Genomic DNA, 24,236 nt, shown 5'->3' with positions numbered 1-24,236 from the left:
CTTAATCAATTTAGAGCTTAATCACAACTCAGAGCTTATCGAAGCTACTCTGATAGACGTATATTGGTTACTTTAGCGCAGCCTACTATTTATTTTGGTATATTCTATTTATTTTGGTATACCCTATACCTTTTGGTACACCCTATTTATCTCGGTTCAGCCTGCAATGGGTTAGCCAGAAAATAGTGGCGCAATCCCAAATAAATAGCTTGTGCCAATTTTTCCTGATACTGATTAGAACCCAACAATTCTTCTTCAGACAAGTTACTGATAAAACCTGTCTCTACTAAAATGGAGGGGATATCCGGCGAACGCAAAACACCAAGGCTTGCGTGCTCTGGCGTGTGCTTATGCAGGGAACCAATTTTGGATAATTTACTCAACACTTGCACGGCAACGTCATAGCCAACCCGCTGAGAATGCCCAAATTGCAAATCCAGCACCGCCTGACTCAGATAAGGATCAGTACCATTGGCAAGAGCATTTCCCGCACCTCCCAATAATTCTGATTGTTTCTCATGCTTCTCCAACCAATTCCCCAATTCATTGTTTGCACGACGATTGGAAAGCACCCAGACAGAAGCACCTCTGGCACTGCGATTAGGAGCCGCATCCGCATGAATCGAGACCAGCATATTGGCTTTGTACTTACGGGCAACTTCAGAACGCCCGGCCACAGAGATAAAATAATCACCGTTTCGTGTCAATACGGACGTAAACATGGGATCATTGTGCAAAAAGGCGTCCAATTTACGGGCAACGCCAATAGTGACGTTTTTCTCTCTCAGCCCCCGTTGCCCAACCGCCCCAGGATCTTGTCCACCATGTCCTGCATCAATGGCGATAACAATCGTACGGGTTTTTCTTTCTTTTGCAGCTTGAGTAATCTGTTTTTTCGCACCTTGTTCACGGTGATTAGATACAGGCTTAGTTTCTTTTCCTGCCAGTAATGCATCATTTGTAAGTAACTGCTTACTTTCATTTTGCGAGGCATGTTTATTGGGTAAAGATGAACTTACCCTTGCCCCATTGGCTTTCAGTGTCATCACTATTTGCGATTTATTACCGGCATGCTTCACCGTAGAAATAGCCGTGGCCTTATGTGCCAATTCCAGTACCACCCGCTGATGGCGCACATCAGGTGATTTACTGGAACGTACAAGTTTTACCAGATTCTGGCCTGGTAAATTCATTGGCAACCCAACAACTTTACCGGCTTGGCGAATATCCACTACCAATCGTTCAGGAGAATGCAAAGGAAAGAATCGATACTCAGGATGCCCGCCAGTAAATTCCAACGTCACTACGGCCTCAGATGGGCTATTATTCACATGAATATTCGACAACGTAGCCGCCGCTGCTGTCGTCGCGACCAACTGGCTCAACATGAAAAACAAAACACGGGCCATCCCCCAACGGGTACGCCAATTTTTTATCACATTCACGAAAATATTCACGAAAAAGGCATTCATCATGGTCGGGTATTCCTTCATAAGGACTTCAAATTATCCAGCAGACTTTCACCATATTCAGATAACGCAACAAAACGAGCCTGTCGCCCTTCACTGTCATAATTCAAGTGCAACTCAATATCAGCATCAGGTAAAACACCCGCACCCTGCTGAGGCCACTCCACCAAGCAAATGGAATCCTGATGAAAATAATCACGGATCCCCATAAATTCCAGCTCTTCAGGATCCGCCAGACGGTAAAGATCGAAATGATAAACAGGCCGGGGTTGTAAGGTATAAGGTTCGACTAACGTATAAGTTGGGCTTTTCACATGCCCCTGATGACCGAGGGCTTGTAAAAAACCACGGCTGAACGTCGTTTTTCCCGCGCCAAGATCACCGTATAAATAAATAACATAGCCGCGATCGCCAACTGCTGCCACTGCATTACCCAATGCGACTGTGGCATCTTCATTTGGAAGTGATAAAATGAGTTCTTTCATCGAAAAATATCTATTTTGATTTATTGAATTAGAGACTAAACAGGTAGACATATCAGTTAAGTAACTTAACCAATCACCATAACATAATTCAGACATTATCATTTAACATCTTCTACAGCACCGTAACGGCCACATACCGCATTTTTTGTATTCAATCCCTACTGTGTTAAGCTTAATCCCCTCTTTACAGCAGTAATTTAATATTTCATGACAACCCGCCTCGATCTGAATCTTCTAGCAACAAACATCAAGCAATGGGGGCTTTCCCTTGGTTTTCAGCAAGTCGGCATTTGTGACACCGATTTATCGGCAGAAGAACCGAGACTACAAGAATGGCTTGATAAGCAATATCATGGCGAAATGGACTGGATGGCCCGTCACGGCATGATGCGCGCACGCCCTCATGAACTTCTGTCAGGAACTTTGCGAGTTATCAGCGTACGCATGAATTATCTGCCCGCTAAGGCTGCTTTTGCCAGTACACTTAACAATCCACAAATGGGCTATGTTAGCCGTTATTCGCTGGGCAGAGATTATCATAAAATACTACGTCAACGTCTCAAAAAGCTGGGCGACAAGATCCAAGAATATTGTACCGCCCATGAATATCAGGAAACTCTGAATTTTCGTCCATTTGTCGATTCCGCTCCTATTATGGAACGCCCACTCGCAGAAAAAGCAGGACTGGGATGGGTTGGTAAACACTCACTTATATTAAATCGTGAATCAGGTTCCTGGTTTTTTCTTGGTGAGTTGCTGATTAACCTTCCCTTACCCATTGATGCTCCGCAAGAAGAACAGTGCGGACGCTGTGTAGCCTGCATGACAACTTGCCCAACGAATGCCATCGTCGAACCTTACACCATTGATGCCCGACGTTGTATTTCTTATCTGACTATTGAATTGGAAGGCGTTATTCCGGAAGAATTCCGTCCACTGATGGGTAACCGGATTTACGGCTGCGATGATTGCCAGCTTATTTGCCCCTGGAACCGTTTTTCTCAATTAACAGATGAAGCCGACTTCAGCCCGCGTGCAACACTACATACTCCAGACCTACTGGATCTATTCAATTGGAGTGAGGAAAAATTCTTGCGTATCACAGAAGGCTCGGCAATTCGCCGTATTGGATATTTGCGCTGGCTACGCAACATTTCCGTAGCCTTGGGCAATGCCCCGTATCAAGATGACATCGTTTTGGCACTGGAAAAAAGATTCGGTTTAAGTGAAGTTTTGGATGAACATATCCGCTGGGCTATCGCTCAACAAATGGCTCGCCGGAATGCTAATATAATTGAAGTTCACACCTCACAACAAAAACGATTGATACGAGCAATCACCAAAGGATTACCTAGAGATGCTTAATAATCAATCAGACAAATTTATTGTAAAAAAATCTTTGATTTCCTTGTGAATAAAATAAAAATTCTTTTCTAATCAACTAACAAATAGAGAATAAATACTGATCATGACATTTTTTAATTAGATTAATTTTCTCAGTTAATCAATAAGTTAAGTTCGAATCATTGTTATGAATGATAAGTTAAAGAAAACAAATACGAAGACACACCTTGTGGATAACTCTGTGTAACAAGTAGAGCATCATTAGGTGCCTTAATAGGACAATAATGTTAAATATTGTGGATAAAAAAACAAGAATTCAATTCTAGTAGAAGACACCAGAAATCATCAGTGAAGTAATAGTCTATCCGTCAATTCTAGACGCTAGCGGGGAAATTTTCTTCTGCTTCTTCAAAAATGAGGCGGCATTATGTACTTGTTGAAGCAGGATAGCAAGCGCTTTATCGACAATTTATTTTCCAATGAAATTGTATTTTTCATAGGAGTTATATTTTTGATGGAGTAAGGTAGCGGTTCGCATATGAGCCAGTTGAAATACAAGGCATCACTTACAAGATATTACTTGTAAGAAGTGCCAACACGCCGATGCTGACACTTTTCCTTACTGATTATTTTCTTCCAACGATTATTCCTACCAGCGATGATTCCATAACTCTATAGTTAAGATCAGCCGATTTAGTAGATAAAAACCAGATTGTAGATAAAAACCAGATTAAAGCTAAAGCATTCTTATCTGCTCAACTAATGCCCTTGATGCTTCCCAATCATATTGTTTATAAAGACGTCCTAACGTCTGATAAGGAGCACCCGCATAAAACAACTCATATTGGTGATGCCTTGAGGCAAACTCAGATCCAACCACATCCCACACCAGCTTCATCAACCTGACCCTTTCGACCGGGGAAGCAATTGAAGAATACTGAGATTTCTCAATTATTTCCAAAATTTCGTTATTTTCTAAATCTGCTTCGCTCGATGGCAACATCAAAATGCCACCACCAGCCAATTTTCTTATTATTTCCAATACATTGGGATATATTGACTGCGAGATAACCCGATATGTATAAAGCAAAGTTTTATCCGGCAGATAAAACCCATTATAAATTTTAGGGCAATGGAGGACGCTATTGAGCAACCCCTCAATATTCATTGCATAACAGGCTAACTGTGCAAGTGATTCCTTCACCGCAGGGATCTGGTCAACACCGTTTATCTCAACCATAGTCTGAGCCAAACCAGCCAAAAAATGTAATTTCACAGCATAACGAGCCAGACTTTGGATATCCATCATAGCTTCTGTAGCAGTTGTATCGATCTGCTTGAGACACATCTCAAGGTTTTCAAAGATAAATACCCTTTCCCAAGGCACCAGCACATCGTCAAAATAGAGCATTGAATCATTTTCATCAAACCGAGACGATAGTGGGTAATCTTTGGGATTTACGCCTAATTCGTAAGATTTCCTTGAAATGATTTTGATGCCTTGCGTATTAAGTGGCATGGCAAAAGAGAGTGCATACCGTTCATCCACTCCCTGTTTAAAAGGATAATGCGTACCAACCAGAACCTCATCTGCCAGGGCTGCCCCCGTTGCCAGCATTTTTGCCCCTCTGACAATAATTCCCTTAGCATTCTTTTCCACCACTCCAAGAGTGTGATAAATATTCTTAGTATGCTCACCGGGTGTTTTTGAGCGATCGCCTTGTGGATTAATCAACGCATAAGTCAAATAAAGATCTTTCTCACTCACATAGGCAAAATAATTCCGCAAAGCATCGGCCCGTTCCTGTGAATAAGATTCAAATAACTCAATATGCGTTATCATTCCTGTAAGAGCCGCAGCGACATAATCAGGGCTTCTTCCAAACCAACCAACTGTCTGCTTAGCCCACTCATATGCAGCATGACCACGAACAATTAATTTTTCCGGTGTAGATGGCAATTGCCAGTACAGGCCAATCTGCTCACCTGTTTCTGTCTTAAAAGTCATGCTGTCGGCATGCTTAACTTTATAATCATACAAATTCGCAACCGATCTAATAGCACTTCTGAATGCGGGATGATCCACATGATTTGTGATCTTTTCCCCATTAATAAAAATGGTTCTCCCATCACGCAGATCATCAAGATATCTTTCTCCAGTTCTTATCATCTTTTCTACACTCCGATCTCTTAACGACAATTTATTTAAAGGCCAAGAAAAGAAGTTTTTAATCAGCACCAGCGATGAATATACAAAGACAATTCTCCCTATTCAGGGAATAACATAACCACAATGCATATGCGTATCATCAGAATATTGCTGAAAATAAGGATCGATTAGTGCCAAAAAAAATAACTTACTCTTCAATAAACTGGGATATATTCATTTGGCTTAATCAGAAAAGCGATATCAAATTCCAGCATCATCGTGATAATGAATAACAGATGGGTTTACTTAATCAATGGAAGTTATGGTTTTAAATGAGACTGATTAAAATGACATAAATTTAAAATACAAAAAATAAATCGTACAGGAGGTTACATAGGAACTATTTTCATGCTCTTATTTTCATATTATTCAGCATTATTTTATTTAAGTTATCAATTAAACAAGTTCAATGATTATTAACAAAAATAAAATGATACTTGGAAAAAGTGCCAACATCTCCCCATTAGCACTTTTTCCCCTCATCAATAAAACGACAAGATAAAAAGTAAGACTAGGATATTTTAATCTTCTCAACTAATTCTTTCGAAAATTTCCAATCATAACGATCATAGAGGCGATTAAGCGTGACAAAATGTGAACCGGAATAAAACATTTCATATTGCAGATGCCTTGATGCAAACTCCGAACCAATCGAATCCCAAACCATTTTCATTAGCCGGACTTTTTCTACTGGGGAAAGAATAGATGAATACTGTGTTTTCTCGACCACACTTAAGATTTCATCATTCAGCAAATCATCTTCACTGGATGGCAACATAATGACGCCACCGCCTGCCAAATTTCGTATCGTGTCCATTACCTTCGGGTAAATAGATTGAGCAATAACCTGACAAGCATAAAGCTGGGTTTGATCCGGAAGATAAAATCCATTATGTATATTGGGGTTATTGATCAGACTCCTAAAAAGTCCTTCAATATTCATTGCATAGCAAGCAAGTTCTGCAAGAGATTCTCTCACAGCAGGGTATTTATCAATCCCATTGGCTTCAGTCATCGCTTGAGCTAATCCTGCAAGAAAATGCAACTTCACAGCGTACCGGGCCATACTTTGGGTATCCATCAGCATTTCAGCCCCTGTGGCGTGAAATTGCCTGCGACACATCTCAATATCTTCAAAAAGAAATACACGCTCCCAAGGCACAAATACATCATCAAAATAGAGTACTGCATCATTCTCATCGAATTGGCATGATAACGGATAATCTTTGGGGTTTACACCCAACCCATAAGATCGCCGTGAAATAATCTTAATACCTTTTGTATTCAAAGGTATAGCAAAAGACAGAGCATAACGTTCATCAATGCCTGGTTTAAGAGGATTATGTACACCAACCAGAACCTCATCAGCCAATGGAGCTCCTGTTGCAAGCATTTTAGAACCTCTGACAATTATCCCCTGTGCATTCTTTTCAACTAGTCCTAATGTGTGATAAATATTTTTAGCGTGTTCACCGGGTGTCTTTGAGCGATCTCCCTGCGGATTTACCAGTGCATAAGTCAGATAAAGGTCTTTCTCACTCACATAGGCAAAATAATGTTTCAAGGCATCTGCTCGTTCTTGTGAATAAGATTCAAATACATCAATGTGAGTCATCATTCCAACCAATGCAGACGAAACATGATCAGGGCTTCGGCCTATCCAACCAGCACCTTGCATAGCCCAATCATAAGCAGCTTGGCCTCGTTCTATTAGCTTCTGGGCTGTTGTCGGAAATTCCCAATATCGCCCGATTCGATTACCCAAGGCCGTTACGAAAGTCATTTTTTCAAAATTTTCTTTCTGCCAATCATATAAACCAGCAACTGTTCTAACCGCATTTTTAAATGCGGAGTGATCCACATGATGAGTAATCTTTTCTCCGTTTATAAAAATAGTGCGTCCATCACGAAGATCCTCAATATATTGCTCCCCAGTTCTTATCATCTTTTCTACACTCCTTCAGTCCATACAACTCGTTTTAAAGATCAAGAAAAGAAATTTTTCTATTTAGTACTGAGCGCCCAACATACAAAGAAAAGTGTTCCCATTGAGACCCCACATGACCACGATACATTTGTGCATCATTAAAATATTGAAGCAGACGAGAGCCTTTTAATGATGCTGATGAACCCGCATTTCGAAAAAGCATATCAATACCTTCACTTGCTAAACGACCAGCTTGTTGCAACTGCCCCCATAAACGTAAATTCTCATCTACTGTCATAGGCAATCGATGCTGTTCCCAACGCTGGCAAAATGAAGCGTATTTATCGAGCGCATTAAATAAAACAGCCTCTGCTGAATCAGAAAGTAAAGTTGCTAAACCCAGTGTACGAACAAATACCATTTCATTTATATCACCGGGCTTTTCATATTTTTTGAATTCTTCAAGTGCTGCTTTACTCGCTCCAATAATAGGAACAAGCAGGCTAGCGTGATAAGGTGCCATCAAATAACCTAGATACATGGGGTTCTGATGTATTCTTGTTCCTTCAGTGCCATTATCAACATTTTGATCTGCATAAAATGCATGAGAAGGAACAGTCATTCTCTCTGGTACAAACACTGAATTCAGCCGAATACTATTAGAGCCACTTGCCCACATACCTAATGTCTTGTATTCTCCCCAATCATCCAATATTTCAAAATCTCGCCTAGGAATAATGCAACTCATCGAATATTGGCTAGATTGTAGTGAATCACAAATAACAGTGACAATTGCATGTGTTGAATAAGTAATGCCACTACAGTAGGAAAACACCCCATCAATAATATATCCTTGATTTACTCTTTTACACGTTCCTGCCGGAAGAGCCTTGTGTGCCGCAATAAACTGCTCATCATTATTAAAAAGCTCATCCTGAACAGACTCAGGCCAATGTGACGCAACTACGAAAGTGTGTGAAGCACCAAGAGTTAAATTCCAACCAAGGGATGGATGTCCTTCTGATATTGCCAGCATGATTCGATAATATTCAGCAAAAGAAAATTCAAAACCACCATATTTTTTAGGTTGCAATAAACGGTAAACTCCCTGTTTTAAAAAAAATTCATGCAACTCTCGAGAATATGTCCCTAGCTTATTATGTTCGTCTTGTTTTTCCCTAAGTAAATACCGCATATCTAAAGCCATCTGATGAAAGTGGAGAGCTGATGTCGGTATTACATCGCAGTTTTCCCTCAATGCAACATACATGGTATTTTGCATTTTTAGCTCCTCATTAACGTTCAATTTCCCTGAAACGAGCGGTAAATTGTCTTAAGATCTTAGATTCATATTCAAATTCAAGAGGTTTCAATGTGTCAGCTTTTTTAACAACCTCAATCAGAGAATCAGCGACATAATTCATATGATTGTCAGTATAAGTTCGGCGCGGAATAGTTAATCTCATTAATTCAAATAATGCGGGCTCCTGTTGTCCAGTAATAGGATTTCGTCCCATCATTAATGAACCTATTTCAGTTGCTCTGACACCGCTTTCTAAATATAGGGCGTTACAAAGAACCTGAGCCGGGAAATTTTCTGGTTTAATATCAGGGAATATTTTACGTGCATCAACAAATACAGCATGCCCCCCAACAGGAGTTTGAATAGGAATACCTGCTTGTTGTAATTTATGCCCTAAATATTCAACTTGAGTAATTCGACTATGTAGATGATCTTCCTCCAGCGCTTCCTGCAATCCAACAGCCATTGCTGCCATATCCCGCCCAGCCAGCCCTCCATATGTTACAAATCCTTCCATCGGAACACATCTTAGCTGAACTTGCTTAAACAGGGATTCGTTATTACGGAAGCAGCATAAACCGCCAATGTTTACCATACCATCTTTCTTTGCAGACATAGTAAATATGTCTGCCTCACTAAACATTTCTTTAACTATGTTGGGTATAGTTTCGTGAAAAAAGGCATGATCTCTTTGTTTTATAAAATAGGCATTTTCTGCGAATCGTGCTGCATCGATAATAACAGGAATACCGGCATCACGAGCCATTCTTGCTGCCGATCGGATATTATCCATAGAAACTGGTTGCCCTCCTACACTATTACATGTAACTGTAATAATAATGGCAACAATATTCTTTAGGTTATTTTTAATTTCATTGGATAATTCATTTAAGTCAAAATTACCTTTCCAGTCATCCGCAATTTCTGTTTGTAAAGAAGAAGAACAAATAAAGTTATTAGCCCTAGCTCCAGCCAATTCTACGTGAGCTTTTGTTGTATCAAAATGGTGATTAGACAAAAATACAGGATCAGAAGCACCTTTTTCCTTTGCTAATTCCACAAGTACTGGAAATAGTATTTGCTCTGCCCCTCGCCCTTGATGCACCGGAATAGTGTATTGAAAATCAAATATCTCATTAACAGCCTGTGATAATTGGTAATAACTCTTACTTCCTGCATAAGATTCATCACCTAAAAGTATATTAGCCCATTGTCGATCACTCATGGCTCCTGTACCGCTATCAGTAAGCAGATCAATAAATACATCTTCTGATTTTAAAATAAATGGATTCAACCCTGCTTCTATCAGTGCTTTTTTACGTTGAGCTTTGGTTGTCATTCTTATTGGCTCAATCATTTTAATACGCCAAGGCTCTGGCACAGATTTCGACATAAATGTTGCCCTCAAATAATAACTATTGTTGTTATTAAAATATTATTGCTACATTAAATATTCTTTTAGAACTGTAATTTGTTTATCACTAAGTCCGATCTTTTTATTCTGATTCAGAATATGCTTTATAGCATTCAAACCACGATCACCATATTTATGTATATATTCTTTAACATATTCTACTGAGTCGGAAAGAAATGCTATATCAAACTCTAACATTTCCCTGACAACTAATAACGGTACAGGTGAGCGCAAAGGGTAAAAGTCTGAGTTACGTAATCCTTTTTTTTCACAAGAACTAAAAAACTCTCCCAACATTAATCCAGCATGTAAAAATATGGGTTTCATTTCATAATGCAAACGAGCAATATTTTCTTCTGAATGAATATCATCCCATACACTAACAATAGTCTTAAATTGAGTTGCTTCACCAGTACGGGGTTCTTGCTCATGAAATAGATAAGAAAGACTGATGATATCCTGCCTGATTTCCTCTGCTGTTCGATCTTTGGTTTTTATCTCAGTAAGCCAAAATGTTTCTTTTTTCATAGAAATAGGAGTATAGGGACAAACAACACCCGATCTTCCCAATTCAGGGTGTGGGTTACATAAATATTCAACACACCACTGGGCAGTCATCTTCAAGGCACTTAAATTGCATTCATCAGACAATAACACGTCTGATATCGGAATAAGTGTTGGAGCCAAATTCGTTTTCATTGTAACGCCTCCAAGCTAAATTCTTATCAAACATTTTGTTATACCTGTATTAATGAGAACGTACAGCTATTCGATCATTTCTTAAAGTCACAAAACAAATGACAACAGCTAACAATGTTATTCCCATTAAGGTATATGTCAGGATACTGAAAGCACCGCTATAAATGGTCATTAGATCTTGTGGCGATAAATTAACAAACAATCCTTTGGCACTCTCAAAATTCCCTGTTGTCAGGTTATTCGCTGCTGTCGAAATCACATTTGAAGATTGTTGGGAAGCCTGCCGCAAATCCATATGCAAAAGGAAATTTAGCATAGCCAAAGCGCCAGCCACACATACCGCCTCACCACAAGCCCTCATGGTCGTGAAAATACCCGTTGCCATTCCTGCCCGCTCGATAGGAACTACTCTGATTGAAAGATCATCCATCAATCCCCAAGGGAAACCCGTACCAATGCCAATCAACAATAGCGGAAACATTAACATTATCGGCTCGGTCCCCACAGGCATATTTGCCAACCATGCCAGCCCAACGGCGGCGCACAGTAAGCCCATGCAAGAAAGTATTGGTGATGATATCCAGCGGGTCAGCAACGCCGCGAGAAAAGGCACAACAAGCATTGGAGCTGATAGTGCAATCATCATTTTTCCTGCTTCAATCGCGCTGTAACCTTCAATTCCAATCAAACGAATCGGGAATAATACCAGTAAAACAATAAAGCAAACGGCAGTCGCCAGAGGCAAGAATTGCACTCCAATAAACTTTTTAAATCGGAAAAGTGATATGTCCAGCATTGGACGGGCATGAGTTAGTTCACAGGCAATAAAAACAGCCAGCATGATCACTGCTGCACTAAGCAAGAAAATAACAGGGACGCTGCTTATGCCACTCTGCGGAATTTGCATAATGCCAAATGTCAGCAGTACAAGAAATGACGTAAAGCTGAATAAACCTTTGATATCGAGTTTAGCCGCATCCGGATCCCGGGAATCCCGCATATGAAGTCCACCGACGATTAATGCAATACCACCAAACAAGGCCCCCAATAGAAAAACAGAACGCCAGCCTAGCGTTTCGACCAAAACACCCGAGATTACAGGCCCAAATGCCAATCCAACACCAAAAGCCGTTCCCAGTAGCCCGAAAGCCTTTGTTCTGGCTCTCCCTTCAAATTCTTGCGCCAAGGAAGCATTCCCTCCCGCCATAGTTAAGGCGGCAAAAAAACCTTGAACACCACGGACTAAATCAAGAAAAACCACATTATTGGCAACACTGACGATAACAGAAAATAGCGTAAACCCCGCTATGCCGATCACAAACATCTTCTTGCGCCCATATTGATCAGCCAGCGCACCAGCAGCCATCACGGCACTGCCAAAACTTAAGGCAAAAGCATTAATGACCCAAGACAAAGCAATTCCACTACCTCCCAATTCAGCTTGGATCGCGGGCAATGCTACAGCTGGGCCAGTATATTCCAACGGTAAAATCAACCCTGCCATGCAAACAGCCGCTAAAACCCAATAGCGGCTCCATGACTTTTTCTCCACCATCTGCATGTCATGTTCTCCACAATGTTTTTCAAGACATAATCTCTCGATCGTTTGATTCTACTTATGTAAAATCAGCAATAATATTGCTATATGCTCAAATATAAATTGCGGGAATAGCATGAATTATGATCTGACGCTCTGGCACCTTTTTTTCCGTATTGTCGAAAGAGGAAGCCTGACAAAAGCAGCAAAAGACTTACGATTAGATCCTTCTGTTGCCAGCCGTCGCCTGGCCTCTCTTGAGCATCAGCTCAAGGTGCAATTGATTAATCGTTCGACCCGAAAACTTAGCCTGACAGCCGCTGGCACTTTGGCATACGAGCAAATGCGCCCCTTACTGCATGAAGTAGAGGGAGTATTAGGTGATATCAGCAATAAATCATTGGCTGGTAAAATCAAAATAACCGCTCCTGTAAACTTTGGGGAGCGTTATGTCACGCAATGGTTAACGCTTTTCCAGCATCAATACCCTGATATTACTTTCGATTTAGTGCTTTCTGACAGTTGCTTAGATCTCAGACAAGAAGGTATTGATCTTGCCATACGTATCGGGGAATTACCTTCTTCCAGTTTAGTCGCCAAAAAATTGGGCAATATGCCCGGAGTATTATGTGCCAGTCCTGAATATTTGCAGAAACATGGCACGCCAAAGCATCCAAAAGATCTGAGTTACCATAAATCGATCATTTATTCGCTTCACCAGCATATCTCCCCCACTCGCCTGCAACTATCCCGCGATCATGAAGTAGAACAAGTAGAGCTATCTGGCGATTTTTATCTGAATAACGTTGGTGCAATTTACCAAGCTGTCTGCCACGGAGCAGGGATTCATGCCGGCCCAGTCTGGTTGTTCAATGAAGCCATTCACAGTGGGAATTTAATCAGATTACTACCTGATTGGCAGCTACCTGCATTACCTGTTCATCTACTAAGAATGAAAAGCCACTATATGCCCAACCGGATATCGATATTAATGGATTGGATGATGTTATGTTGGCAGAAAATAGAAGAACTGGAATGATGTTTAGCAGGAAGAATATTAACAGAAAGGATCTGTACGTGAGAGTGGGGGCTTTAATTGTTAGGGGTAATTTAATGTATTAATGATTCTTTTTTTGATGAATAGATTCTTTTTATCAATCTCAACAACAGAATGAAGAAATGAATAGATCAGAAAAACAGATAGATAGACAGATAAAAATAAGATGGAGAAAATTGGAGCGGGAAACGAGACTCGAACTCGCGACCCCAACCTTGGCAAGGTTGTGCTCTACCAACTGAGCTATTCCCGCGTCACTGATGGTTAATATTATTAACCTGAGACACCTGAATGCTGATTTCAAATTCGGTTAACGATATGATCCGAAAAACCTGCATATCAGGAACGGGCGTCATTATGAACGTGTTCAGATGAGATGGCAAGCCCTTTGCACCCACTCCTGAGCTAAACGCTCAAAAGACATTCGCCCAAATTTGATACAAAAACCCATACCATAATCCCAGTAATATCCCAGTCATTACCTTAAATACCCCACGGCCAGCAATTAACATTAAATAAACAATTAACTAACATCTAATAAGATTTATGGTTGTCGTAATTATTTTGTGGAAATAGATTAGCATCGATTTTGGTCGTTACTTAGATGATTATTCTCCTGAGAGAGGGTCAAAAATATGGCTCGATATTATCAATCTAAATTTGTCACGGGCATTGAAGCGCTGGTTGACCTTCTACTCGCTCAAGCTGAGCTGGATGAAATCCACAATCTCAACACAGCAGGGTTTGTTTCGGGCTATCGTGGTTCACCTTTAGCTCGTTTAGATCAAGCATTATGGCAACACAGTAAAGAACTTATCCAAGCCAATATTCGTTTTCAACCTGCTGTCAATGAAGATCTTGCAGCCAATGCCCTGATAGGAACACAAAAAGTCGAAACAGATCCGGATCGGCAAGTTAACGGTGTTTTTGGTATGTGGTATGGCAAAGGACCTGGCGTAGATCGTTCTGGTGATGCACTCAAACATGGTAATGCCTACGGTTCCTCTCCGCATGGAGGTGTGCTTGTTATCACCGGAGACGATCATGGCTGTGTCTCTTCTTCCATGTCCCATCAATCTGATCTCGCGATGATGGCATGGAATATGCCCATTTTACATCCAGCATCAATTGCTGATTATCGTGATGTCGGCTTATGGGGCTGGGCGGCATCACGTGTAAGTGGTGCATGGTTTGGCTTTAAAGCAATCAGTGAAGTTGTAGAAAGCGGAGCCGTCATAGAAAGTAAACCATTCCCTGATTATAAAATTCCGCAAGTTGATCCTGGCCCCGATGGGCTGCACTGGCGCTGGCCTGATCTTCCCGGCCCACAAATTGAAAAGCGTCTGGCTTATAAACTGAAAGCCGTTGAAGATTTCGCTAAACTTAATCCCATTGATTACCTGCTCACCCCTTGTGAACATCCACACGCTTTATTGGTCACTGTAGGCAAAGCCCATAAGGATGTTATGGAATCCCTGCGTGCCGGAGGCTTAACGCCTTCAGATCTGGCCCAACAAGGCGTTGCCCTTCTCCATGTCCGTTTGGTTTATCCTTTATCACCACTTCTCAGCGAACTTGCCACCCAAGCCAGTAATATTTTTGTCATTGAAGAAAAAGCCGCCATCGTTGAAATGTTACTGGCACATCAATTGGTTAAATTACAAAAAAATACCAACCTGATAGGCAAACATAACCATCTTGGTGAGAAATTGTTGCCCACTGATGTTGAATTACGTCCTTCACGGGTTGCCGTCCCACTTTCTGGATGGTTACAGCAATTCAATCTATTTCTTGCCGTGCCTCCAGAATGGTCCATAGATACCATTCAGCACGATGACACTTTGCCAAAACGCACACCTTATTTCTGCGCCGGATGTCCTCATAGCACTTCAACGCGCTTACCGGACGGTAGCCACGCCCAGATTGGCATAGGATGCCATATCATGGCTGCGTGGATGGATCGCAACACCGGAAGCGGTCTCTTGCCAATGGGGGGAGAAGGTATCGACTGGATAGGACATGCTCCGTTTGTGAATCGTTCCCACGTTTTTCAAAATCTGGGAGATGGTACTTATTTCCATTCTGGTCACTTAGCCATTCGTCAATCGGTCGCCGCAGGGAGCCACATTACTTACAAATTGCTGTTCAATGATGCCGTGGCAATGACAGGTGGGCAACCGCTGGATGGAAATATTTCCATATCGCAAATTGTTTCTTTGATGCAGGCAGAAGGTGTGAAAGAAGTCGTTGTCGTGACGGATGATCTTGATAAATACAAAGGTAAAAACAGCCTTCCTGCCAATGTGAAACTCTATGAACGGGATTATCTCGAAGATGTGCAAAAACGCCTTCGAGATATTGTTGGCGTAACAGTTATCATCTACGAGCAAACCTGTGCCACCGAACTACGCCGTAAAAGAAAGCGGGGCTTAGCACCAAAAGTAAGGAGCCATGCCGTCATCAATGAATTGGTTTGTGAGGGATGTGGTGACTGTCAAATACAATCGAATTGTCTTGCCGTAACGCCGGTTAAAACGCTTTTAGGCACGAAACGCAAGATAGACCAACACGTTTGCAATTCAGACCTTTCTTGTCTGAAAGGATTTTGTCCCAGCTTTATCACCGTCGAAAATGCCAATCTACGTTCAGATCTCAGCAAAATCATCCCACATACTGAGTTAGACAAAATTATTCACAAATTACCACTGCCAACGCTGACTTCTGTCGCAACGCCTTATGAAATCCTGTTAGTCGGCATCGGCGGTACAGGAATCATCACCGCGGGGCATCTACTTGCAAATTCTGCACAATTAGATAATTGCTTCGCCAGTTTGCTGAATTTTACCGGTTTTGCCCAAAAGGGAGGGGAAGCCATAGCTCATGTTCGGTTATGCCGTGATCAGGACAAACTGCACCAAGTCAGAATTGATCGCGGACGAGCCAATCTGATCATCGCCGCTGATTTGGTGGCAGCAACAGGACAAAACGCGCTGGAAGTGATGTCGAGGGGATCAACAAAGTGCATACTGAACACCCACGAAACACAAATCGGTACTATGCTTCTCTCCCCTATGCTGGATTTGGATCACCGCAAAATGCTAGACACCCTTAGCCAACATATACAAACATTACGCTCCATTGATGCAGAAACGTTGGCTGCTCATCTAGTCGGTGACAGAGACCAAACAAATATCATATTAATTGGTTATGCTTGGCAACTCGGCAAAATCCCAATCACATTATCTTCCATCAACAATGTTATTCAAGAACTGGGAACCTCAGCAGATAATGCTCAGCGGGCTTTCTGCATAGGCCGCATCGCGGCAGCACAACCAGATATTCTGCAAAAATACCTCAATATCACTCCACAAGAAAATATAAAAAGTCTGGATGATCTCATTATGCATCGGTATCAATTTCTGGTGGATTATCAAAATGAAAGATATGCAATGCATTATCTCAGTCGTGTTGCCCAAGTCCAAATGGTGGCTCAGCAGATCGATGCAGAAGAAATCACTAGATCCGTTGCTGAAAACTTATTCAAATTGATGGCATATAAAGATGAGTATGAAGTTGCCCGTCTCTATGTCAAAACGGGTTTTTTCGATAAACTCCGCTCACAATTTGACAATACAGATACCATTCGCTTTCACCTCAGCCTTCCGCTCTTCAATCGCAAAGATCCTCGTACAGGCCAACGGGGAAAAAAGGAATATGGTTCGTGGATCATTCCTGTATTGCGTTTCCTCGCTGCATGCAAGCCACTGCGTGGTACTGCTTTCGATATCTTTGGCTATCAGGAAGAGCGTAAGCAGGAAAGAAATTTGCTGCTTGAGTATGAGAAATTAATTGACGTTTTGATCGAAAAAATGGATCGCTATAATTTGGTAACCTGTCAGAAACTCGCAGAGCTTCCTAATCAAGTACGTGGTTTTGGCCATGTGAAACAAAAAGCGATAAAAAACATGATGGAACGTAAGGAAACATTGCTGAAAGAATTGCAAAAAGTGATGTGATAATACGTGTTGGACATTATTAATAGTAATGCCCAACACTTTTCGGACAGCTATATATATCAATGAACCCGTGCCAGATAAAAGCGACTGGCTGCCCCATGAACTCTGCCATCATGCCCATTGTAATGGGTCAGATTGTAACAGGCTAAACCGCGGCACCACTAAGTATTCACATGGACGTTGATCTTGGTTAGATATTTTGAGAATAAAAAAAGCGCCCAAAGGCGCTTTTTTTGACTTGCAGACTTTAATAAAAATCTACCGTCCTGAATCTGGAGCGGGAAACGAGACTCGAACTCGCGACCCCAACCTTGGCAAGGTTGTGCTCTACCAACTGAGCTATTCCCGCATTTGTCATGGCTGCTGTCAGCCGACTTTTTTACACCTAAATAACTTTGAATTTGGAGCGGGAAACGAGACTCGAACTCGCGACCCCAACCTTGGCAAGGTTGTGCTCTACCAACTGAGCTATTCCCGCATATATTTTGGTGTACTGTACTTTGAAATTCTTCATCGGTACGGGGAGCGCATTATACGAGAAATTATTCCTCTGACAAGCCCCACAACACAAAAAATTGCATTTTTTCTCTGATTGATGATTAAACCAACAAATCATCCGCTTAACCATCAATACAGAGATTAATTTACGTACAAATCTTGTATCAAATACCGCTATTTATTTTTGGATAAAATGTTCACGGTAATGCACTAATTCAGCAATGGATTCCCGAATGTCATCCAGAGCCTGATGAGTATTTTTCTTGCTGAACCCTGACAACATCTCTGGCTTCCAACGACGAGCCAGTTCTTTAAGCGTACTGACATCCAAATAACGGTAGTGAAAATATTTTTCCAATTCAGGCATATAACGGAATAGGAAGCGCCGATCCTGCCCCACACTATTACCACAAATTGGTGATTTTCCAGCTGGGATCCATTGCTCCAGAAAAGCAATGGTTGCTTTTTCAGCTTGTGCATCATCAAACTGGCTCTGCTTTACGCGTTCCACCAACCCACTGGCGGTATGCGTCCGTACATTCCAATCATCCATCAATGCCAACTGCTCGTCCGGCTGATGAACCGCAATCACAGGCCCTTCTGCAAGGATATTCAGTTCCGAATCGGTGACAATGGTCGCAATTTCAATTATGCGATCGCGCTCGGGATCTAACCCGGTCATCTCTAAATCTATCCAGATAAGATTGTTCTCACTTTTTGACATGATATATCCTAGTTTCCTTCAAAAGAGGTAGTCTGTCTCTGTGGTGTATCATAACGTTTTTGATCATTCACAGCGATAATCAGCAAGATAAGTGAAATAAGTGAGGTTCGGTGGCTAAAAGTAAACTTTCCAAAGGGCAGCAACGCCGTGTACAGGCCAATCATCAACGCAGGTTGAATAAGGTTGATACCAATAAACCAGAAATGGATGATAGCCAATTTGGTGAACCACAGGAAGGGCTGGTGATCAGCCGATTCGGGCAACATGCCGATATTGAAGCGGCAGATTCATCCATACAGCGTTGCAATATCCGCAGGACAATACGTTCATTGGTCACTGGAGATCGCGTTGTATGGCGCCCTGTTCTGCAACTCCAGTCTGATGTCAAAGTTAATGGTATCGTAGAAGCGGTTCATGAACGCACTTCCGTACTTACACGTCCCGACTACTATGATGGCATCAAACCAATTGCATCAAATATCGACCAGATCGTGATTGTTTCCGCTATTTTGCCTGAACTTTCATTGAATATTATCGATCGCTATTTAGTCGCATGTGAAACACTCAACATCGAGCCTTTGATCGTACTCAATAAAATCGATCTGTTGGATGCCGAAAGCCGTGAATGGGTCAATGACGTCATGGATATCTACCGCCATATCGGCTATCGCGTACTGGAAGTTTCCAGCTATACTGGTGAAGGTATCCCTGAATTAACCTCTTTGCTGGCTGACAAAATCAGTGTATTCGCGGGACAATCCGGCGTCGGGAAATCCAGCTTGCTCAATACCCTGCTGCCTGACAATGAAAAAGATATCTTGGTCAATAATGTCTCAGATAACTCTGGTCTCGGCCAGCATACCACCACCACCGCTCGCCTTTACCATTTCCCACTGGGGGGAGATGTAATCGACTCTCCAGGAGTCCGTGAGTTTGGATTGTGGCATCTAACGCCAGAACAAGTTACACAAGGCTTTGTCGAATTCCGTGAATATCTGGGAGGATGCAAATTCCGTGATTGCAAACATCTGGACGATCCTGGATGTGCCTTAAGGGAAGCGTTAGAACAAGGTGTCATTGCTGAAGAACGTTTCGAAAATTATCACCGGATTCTGGAAAGCATGGCACAGGTTAAACCCCGCCGAAATTTCACAGACGGTCAAAAATAAGACAATAATTAACGATACCCTGACATTCAAAATAATGGCAGGTACAATAGTCACCTTTTGTCCAATTTGCCAAGAAAAGATCCAAGAGGTTCACGTGCTGGATAATTTTAAAATCAGGCTACAATATTTACTTCCAAAACAATGCATTACAAACTTAGCAGGCTGGTTTGCCAATAAAAAGGCTGGCTGGCTGACACAGTTTGTAATCAAGGCTTTCGCCAAAGCCTATAAAGTGGATATGAATGAAGCAAAAGACCCTTCATTCACTGCTTACTCGACATTCAATGAATTTTTTGTCCGCCCCCTTAAAGAGGACATTCGCCCTATCGTCAATGAAGCCCATCAATTGGCTCTGCCAGCAGACGGCACGATAAGCCAGCTTGGAGCGATCCGCGAAGATCAGATCATCCAAGCCAAAGGCCACTATTACACGATAGAAGCACTGTTGGCAGGGCAGCACCAACTGGCCGAACAGTTCCTCAATGGTCAATTTATCACGACTTACTTATCGCCAAAGGATTATCATCGTGTTCATATGCCATGTGACGGCGTTCTTAAAGAGATGATTTATGTTCCTGGTGATCTGTTTTCAGTTAACCCATTGACAGCAGCCAATGTACCAAACCTGTTTGCACGTAATGAACGTATTATCTGTTTATTTGAGACAGCATTCGGACCAATGGCACAAATTCTTGTTGGCGCTACCATTGTGGGTAGTATTGAAACTGTCTGGAGCGGTTGTGTCACACCTCCGCGTGAAGGGGTCATCAAACGCTGGACCTACCCGACAGAAGGCCAAGAGGGTGAAATTTCCCTCAAAAAAGGAGAGGAAATGGGGCGCTTCAAGCTGGGTTCAACAGTTATCAACCTGTTTGCTGCAAACCAGATTAGTTTTGCCAATAACTTATACAGTGGTTCGCAAACCCGCATGGGAACCATGATGGCGCAAGCCATCACACTAGAAGAACCTTCAGTGAACACTGACGAATCAATAAATAAAGATATCGTTAGCTAATTTTAGATCCAAGGAGCCCCTTATTGTGCGCCTGATTATCAGTTTACTTTTCAGTCTATTAATTGTGAATTCGGCTTTTGCCTCTGTAACATCGTTGGATGAAAACCAACTGAAGCAAATTAAAGATAGCAAAAGCTCACAAGATTCTGAAATCGATAAAGCACATCAAGGGGCTATAGATTGGGCTAACAAAGCCAAATCTAGCAATGCGAATGCCCAGAAGTATAAACAAGCAATTGATGAATTTTCCAATATTACCAAAAAATTACGTGATGAAATTCTTACTGAAAGCAAGATCACCACGTCCATTCCTGCCAATCAGGATATCAGTCAGTTAGAACAACAAATTATCCAGACAAAAAGCGAATTACAGGAGCAAGAAAACCAATTACAGCAAGAACAAGATGAAATCCAAAAAATCAATGAGTTCATAAGTCAATTTCCTCAAAAACAAGCTGAAGCAAAGCACTTGCACTCTGAAGCAATTTCTCGGCTTAAGTCTATGAACTCACCTTCCACACCACTGGCCAATGCGCAATTGACACAAGTTCAAGCAGAAGTCGAGGCTCGTAACGCTACAATCAATGAACTGGAAGTAGCTCAACTTTCTGCCAATAATCGTCAAGAAATTGCGCGCATACGCACAGACTTATTCAAAAAACGCTCTTATCGACTGGGTAGTAAACTCCAGCAATTGCGCAGTCAGTTACATATCCAACGCCAGCAGAAAGAGGAAGTTGCATTAAAGAATACAGAAAAGCTGGAAGAGCTAGTGGAACAGAATGGAGGAAAACATACAAAATTCTTGCAGAAGGAACTCCAGCAAAACAGCCAATTGTCACAAACATACAATAAGCAAATGGAGAGCATGGACTCCATTAGCGCACAACAACACCAGGCAGCCAATGGTATAAAGCGAGCTAAACAAGTACTCAACACAATCCGTGAACAAGAACAATGGCTAAGCTCATCCACAACACTAGGCGAAACTTTAAGGGCTCAGGTCGCCCGCCTTCCAGAAATAACAAAATCCCAGCAATTTGACAAACAAATTGTCGAATTACAAGTCAATAGACTGAAATATGAGGAAATGCTGGAACGTACACCACTCTCTTCCGAGCAAAAACTGCCTACATATGATTCACTGACACCAGCGCAAAAGGCTATCTATGACTCATTTATTCGCACGAGAAAAGATATATTAAACAAATTGATCATAGCATGTGACAATAAAATAGCGGAATTGACAAAACTCAAGGTAGCCAATAGCCAATTAAATGATGCTTTAAAAGAAGTACATGATGCTACGCACCGCTATCTATTCTGGGTAATAGATGTCAATCCCATATCGTTGAATTATCCGCTGCTAGTAGTGCAAAATCTGGCAAACCTGCTGTCCTCGGGAACGTTCACTCAGTTGGGTGCCGCAATCCACTATATGTTGACCACGCAAGGTACATTACTCTATTTGGTGGGGTCTTTGTTACTGGTCATTTTCAGTATTAGCTCACGCCGCCAGTACCATGCTTTTCTTGAGCGCTCCAGCAATCGTATTGGCAAGGTGACACAAGATCATTTTTCTCTGACTGTGCGAACAGTTTTTTGGTCTATCGTCGCTGCATTACCACTACCAATGCTTTGGTCAGCCATTGGCTACGGCCTGGAAAATGCATGGCCGTATCCGATAGCTGAAGCAATAGGCAGCGGTATAAAAGCAACAACCCCGATTCTGTGGGTTTTCATGCTCAGTGCTGCATTTGCCCATCCCAATGGTTTATTTATTGCTCATTTTCACTGGCCGGAAGAACGCATACAACGGGCTATGCGTTTCTATCGCCTTTCCATTTTTCTGATCGTGCCTCTTATGATGGCATTGGTCACCTTTAATCATTACAACGACCAGAAAATTATCTCAACCCTCGGCAGGCTGTGTTTCATCATGCTGTGTATTTCACTGAGCTTGGTCACCAGCAGCTTAAAACGAGCCGGCATTCCACTCTATATGGCCAAACATGGTTCAGGCGAAAATATCGTTAATTCTGTTCTATGGTGGATACTGCTTGCTGCCCCAATACTGGCAGCACTAGCTTCGAGCCTTGGTTATCTGCAACTCTCGCAGGCACTACTGGGACGCTTAGAAACGTCTGTCGTTATCTGGTTTTCACTATTGATCATTTACCACATTGTGCGTCGATGGATGCTAATACAACGCCGAAAAATCGCTTTTGAACGGGCAAAACAACGCCGTGCGGAGATATTGGCCCAGCGTGCTAAAAGTGAAGAGGATTCAACCAACATCAATAGTAGCGTAGAGGGTTCAATCGAGGTTGAGGAGCCTGTCATTGATTTAGATGCCATCAGTGCCCAGTCGTTAGGATTAGTGCGCTCAATCCTAACAATGACTGCGCTAGTCTCTATGCTCCTATTGTGGTCTGAGTTACATTCAGCTTTTTCTTTCCTTGAAAATATTCGGCTCTGGGACGTTAGTACAAATACCAACGGAGTTGATAGTATTCAGCCAATTACCGTGGGCTCAGTATTAATTGCAATCTTAGTTATTGTCATTACGACACAACTTGTCCGTAATTTACCAGCCTTATTGGAACTCGCCCTGTTACAACATCTGGTGCTGACACCAGGAACAGGTTATGCCATTACGACACTGACCAAATACAGCATTACGCTCATTGGCGGCTTGATTGGTTTCTCTCTGGTAGGGATTGAGTGGTCGAAGCTACAATGGTTGGTTGCTGCAATGGGGGTTGGGCTTGGTTTTGGCTTGCAGGAAATTTTCACCAATATCATTTCCGGACTGATCATCTTATTTGAAAAACCGATCCGCATTGGTGATACCGTAACTATCCGTGGTTTGACCGGCAGTATCACGAAGATCAACACACGGGCAACAACGCTGTCTGACTGGGACAGGAAAGAGATTATCGTTCCCAATAAAGCATTTATTACAGAGCAATTCATCAACTGGTCACTGTCTGACACAATTACCCGTATCGTCCTGACGATCCCAGTTCCGGCTGATATTAACTCCGCCCATGCCACCGACATATTAACGTCTGCAGCCAAAAGCTCACCATTAATTCTTGATAACCCGATGCCGGAAGTGTACTTAGTGGATTTGCAGCAAGGCATTCAGATTTATGAACTGCGTGCCTACGCCGCAGAGATGGGGCATCGTATGCCTGCCCGTCATGAAGTACATCAACACATTTTGCAGGAATTCCGCAAAAATGATATCACTTTGCCATTCCCACCGTTCCAGGCTCGTGTTGATGTTTTTGGGCAAGAAATCCGCAGTGCGACAACTAATTTCACGGGTCGTAATCCCCCACGTAAACCGGGAGAGCTGTGACCT

15 protein-coding genes and 3 tRNA genes are annotated in these 24,236 nt (G+C 42.1%); 6 read left to right on the top strand and 12 right to left on the bottom strand.

The window, feature by feature from the left end; translation table 11 throughout:
- Positions 1–146 precede the first annotated feature (146 nt).
- A complete protein-coding gene (amiB, locus tag Xvie_RS02650) occupies positions 147–1,475 on the bottom strand; it encodes an N-acetylmuramoyl-L-alanine amidase AmiB (protein WP_244175422.1) in 1,329 nt (442 codons plus the stop codon).
- 14 nt (positions 1,476–1,489) lie between these two features.
- Complete coding sequence (tsaE, locus tag Xvie_RS02645) at positions 1,490–1,954, bottom strand: tRNA (adenosine(37)-N6)-threonylcarbamoyltransferase complex ATPase subunit type 1 TsaE (RefSeq protein ID WP_086107832.1); 465 nt, start codon at positions 1,952–1,954, stop codon at positions 1,490–1,492.
- A gap of 207 nt (positions 1,955–2,161) precedes the next feature.
- Here tsaE and queG point away from each other — a divergent pair, with 207 nt between their 5' ends.
- Positions 2,162–3,319, top strand: a complete 1,158-nt coding sequence (gene queG / locus Xvie_RS02640; RefSeq protein ID WP_086107831.1) for a tRNA epoxyqueuosine(34) reductase QueG — start codon at positions 2,162–2,164, stop codon at positions 3,317–3,319.
- Between the two features lie 715 nt (positions 3,320–4,034).
- Here the strand turns inward: queG and Xvie_RS02635 are convergent.
- The 6 genes from Xvie_RS02635 to Xvie_RS02610 form a co-directional block, all read right to left on the bottom strand.
- On the bottom strand, positions 4,035–5,468 hold the full coding sequence (locus Xvie_RS02635) for a 4-hydroxyphenylacetate 3-hydroxylase family protein (RefSeq protein ID WP_086107830.1): 1,434 nt from the start codon (positions 5,466–5,468) through the stop codon (positions 4,035–4,037).
- A gap of 550 nt (positions 5,469–6,018) precedes the next feature.
- Positions 6,019–7,452 (bottom strand): 4-hydroxyphenylacetate 3-hydroxylase family protein, encoded by a 1,434-nt coding sequence (locus Xvie_RS02630; RefSeq protein ID WP_086107829.1) that lies wholly within the window; start codon positions 7,450–7,452, stop codon positions 6,019–6,021.
- A gap of 34 nt (positions 7,453–7,486) precedes the next feature.
- The gene (locus Xvie_RS02625; protein WP_086107828.1) at positions 7,487–8,716 is read right to left on the bottom strand and encodes an acyl-CoA dehydrogenase family protein; all 1,230 of its coding nucleotides are present in this window, start codon (positions 8,714–8,716) and stop codon (positions 7,487–7,489) included.
- Positions 8,717–8,729: 13 nt separating this feature from the next.
- The gene (locus tag Xvie_RS02620; protein WP_086107827.1) at positions 8,730–10,130 is read right to left on the bottom strand and encodes a tryptophanase; all 1,401 of its coding nucleotides are present in this window, start codon (positions 10,128–10,130) and stop codon (positions 8,730–8,732) included.
- 48 nt (positions 10,131–10,178) lie between these two features.
- Positions 10,179–10,850: a DUF6875 domain-containing protein gene (locus Xvie_RS02615; RefSeq protein ID WP_086107826.1), complete on the bottom strand. Its 672-nt coding sequence runs from the start codon at positions 10,848–10,850 to the stop codon at positions 10,179–10,181.
- A gap of 49 nt (positions 10,851–10,899) precedes the next feature.
- Positions 10,900–12,411, bottom strand: coding sequence for an MFS transporter (locus tag Xvie_RS02610; protein WP_086107825.1), 1,512 nt, complete (start codon positions 12,409–12,411; stop codon positions 10,900–10,902).
- A gap of 112 nt (positions 12,412–12,523) precedes the next feature.
- Between Xvie_RS02610 and Xvie_RS02605 the strand changes: the two genes are divergently transcribed.
- Positions 12,524–13,426 carry a LysR family transcriptional regulator gene (locus Xvie_RS02605; protein WP_086107824.1) on the top strand — a complete coding sequence of 301 codons (903 nt, stop codon included), beginning with the start codon at positions 12,524–12,526 and terminating at the stop codon, positions 13,424–13,426.
- A 195-nt stretch (positions 13,427–13,621) separates the two neighbouring features.
- Here the strand turns inward: Xvie_RS02605 and Xvie_RS02600 are convergent.
- Positions 13,622–13,697, bottom strand: a tRNA-Gly gene (locus Xvie_RS02600).
- A gap of 382 nt (positions 13,698–14,079) precedes the next feature.
- On the opposite strand from Xvie_RS02600, the gene Xvie_RS02595 reads away from it, so the two are divergent.
- The gene (locus tag Xvie_RS02595) at positions 14,080–17,460 is read left to right on the top strand and encodes an indolepyruvate ferredoxin oxidoreductase family protein (RefSeq protein WP_086107823.1); all 3,381 of its coding nucleotides are present in this window, start codon (positions 14,080–14,082) and stop codon (positions 17,458–17,460) included.
- 273 nt (positions 17,461–17,733) lie between these two features.
- Here the strand turns inward: Xvie_RS02595 and Xvie_RS02590 are convergent.
- The 3 genes from Xvie_RS02590 to orn all read right to left on the bottom strand — a co-directional run bounded on the left by Xvie_RS02590 (position 17,734) and on the right by orn (position 18,682).
- Positions 17,734–17,809: transfer RNA gene (locus Xvie_RS02590), tRNA-Gly, on the bottom strand.
- Positions 17,810–17,862: 53 nt separating this feature from the next.
- Positions 17,863–17,938: transfer RNA gene (locus tag Xvie_RS02585), tRNA-Gly, on the bottom strand.
- 198 nt (positions 17,939–18,136) lie between these two features.
- A complete protein-coding gene (orn, locus tag Xvie_RS02580) occupies positions 18,137–18,682 on the bottom strand; it encodes an oligoribonuclease (RefSeq protein WP_086107822.1) in 546 nt (181 codons plus the stop codon).
- Positions 18,683–18,792: 110 nt separating this feature from the next.
- Between orn and rsgA the strand changes: the two genes are divergently transcribed.
- From rsgA to mscM, 3 genes are all read left to right on the top strand, one after another.
- Positions 18,793–19,851 carry a small ribosomal subunit biogenesis GTPase RsgA gene (gene rsgA / locus Xvie_RS02575; RefSeq protein WP_086107821.1) on the top strand — a complete coding sequence of 353 codons (1,059 nt, stop codon included), beginning with the start codon at positions 18,793–18,795 and terminating at the stop codon, positions 19,849–19,851.
- A gap of 94 nt (positions 19,852–19,945) precedes the next feature.
- Positions 19,946–20,866 carry an archaetidylserine decarboxylase gene (asd, locus tag Xvie_RS02570; protein WP_167376223.1) on the top strand — a complete coding sequence of 307 codons (921 nt, stop codon included), beginning with the start codon at positions 19,946–19,948 and terminating at the stop codon, positions 20,864–20,866.
- A 25-nt stretch (positions 20,867–20,891) separates the two neighbouring features.
- Positions 20,892–24,233, top strand: coding sequence for a miniconductance mechanosensitive channel MscM (gene mscM / locus Xvie_RS02565; protein WP_086107819.1), 3,342 nt, complete (start codon positions 20,892–20,894; stop codon positions 24,231–24,233).
- Positions 24,234–24,236 lie beyond the last annotated feature (3 nt).

The organism is Xenorhabdus vietnamensis (assembly GCF_002127535.1).
Classification (GTDB): Bacteria; Pseudomonadota; Gammaproteobacteria; order Enterobacterales; family Enterobacteriaceae; genus Xenorhabdus; species Xenorhabdus vietnamensis.
The sequence above is the reverse complement of the archived record's forward strand: the minus strand, read 5'-3'. Positions and strand labels throughout refer to the sequence as shown.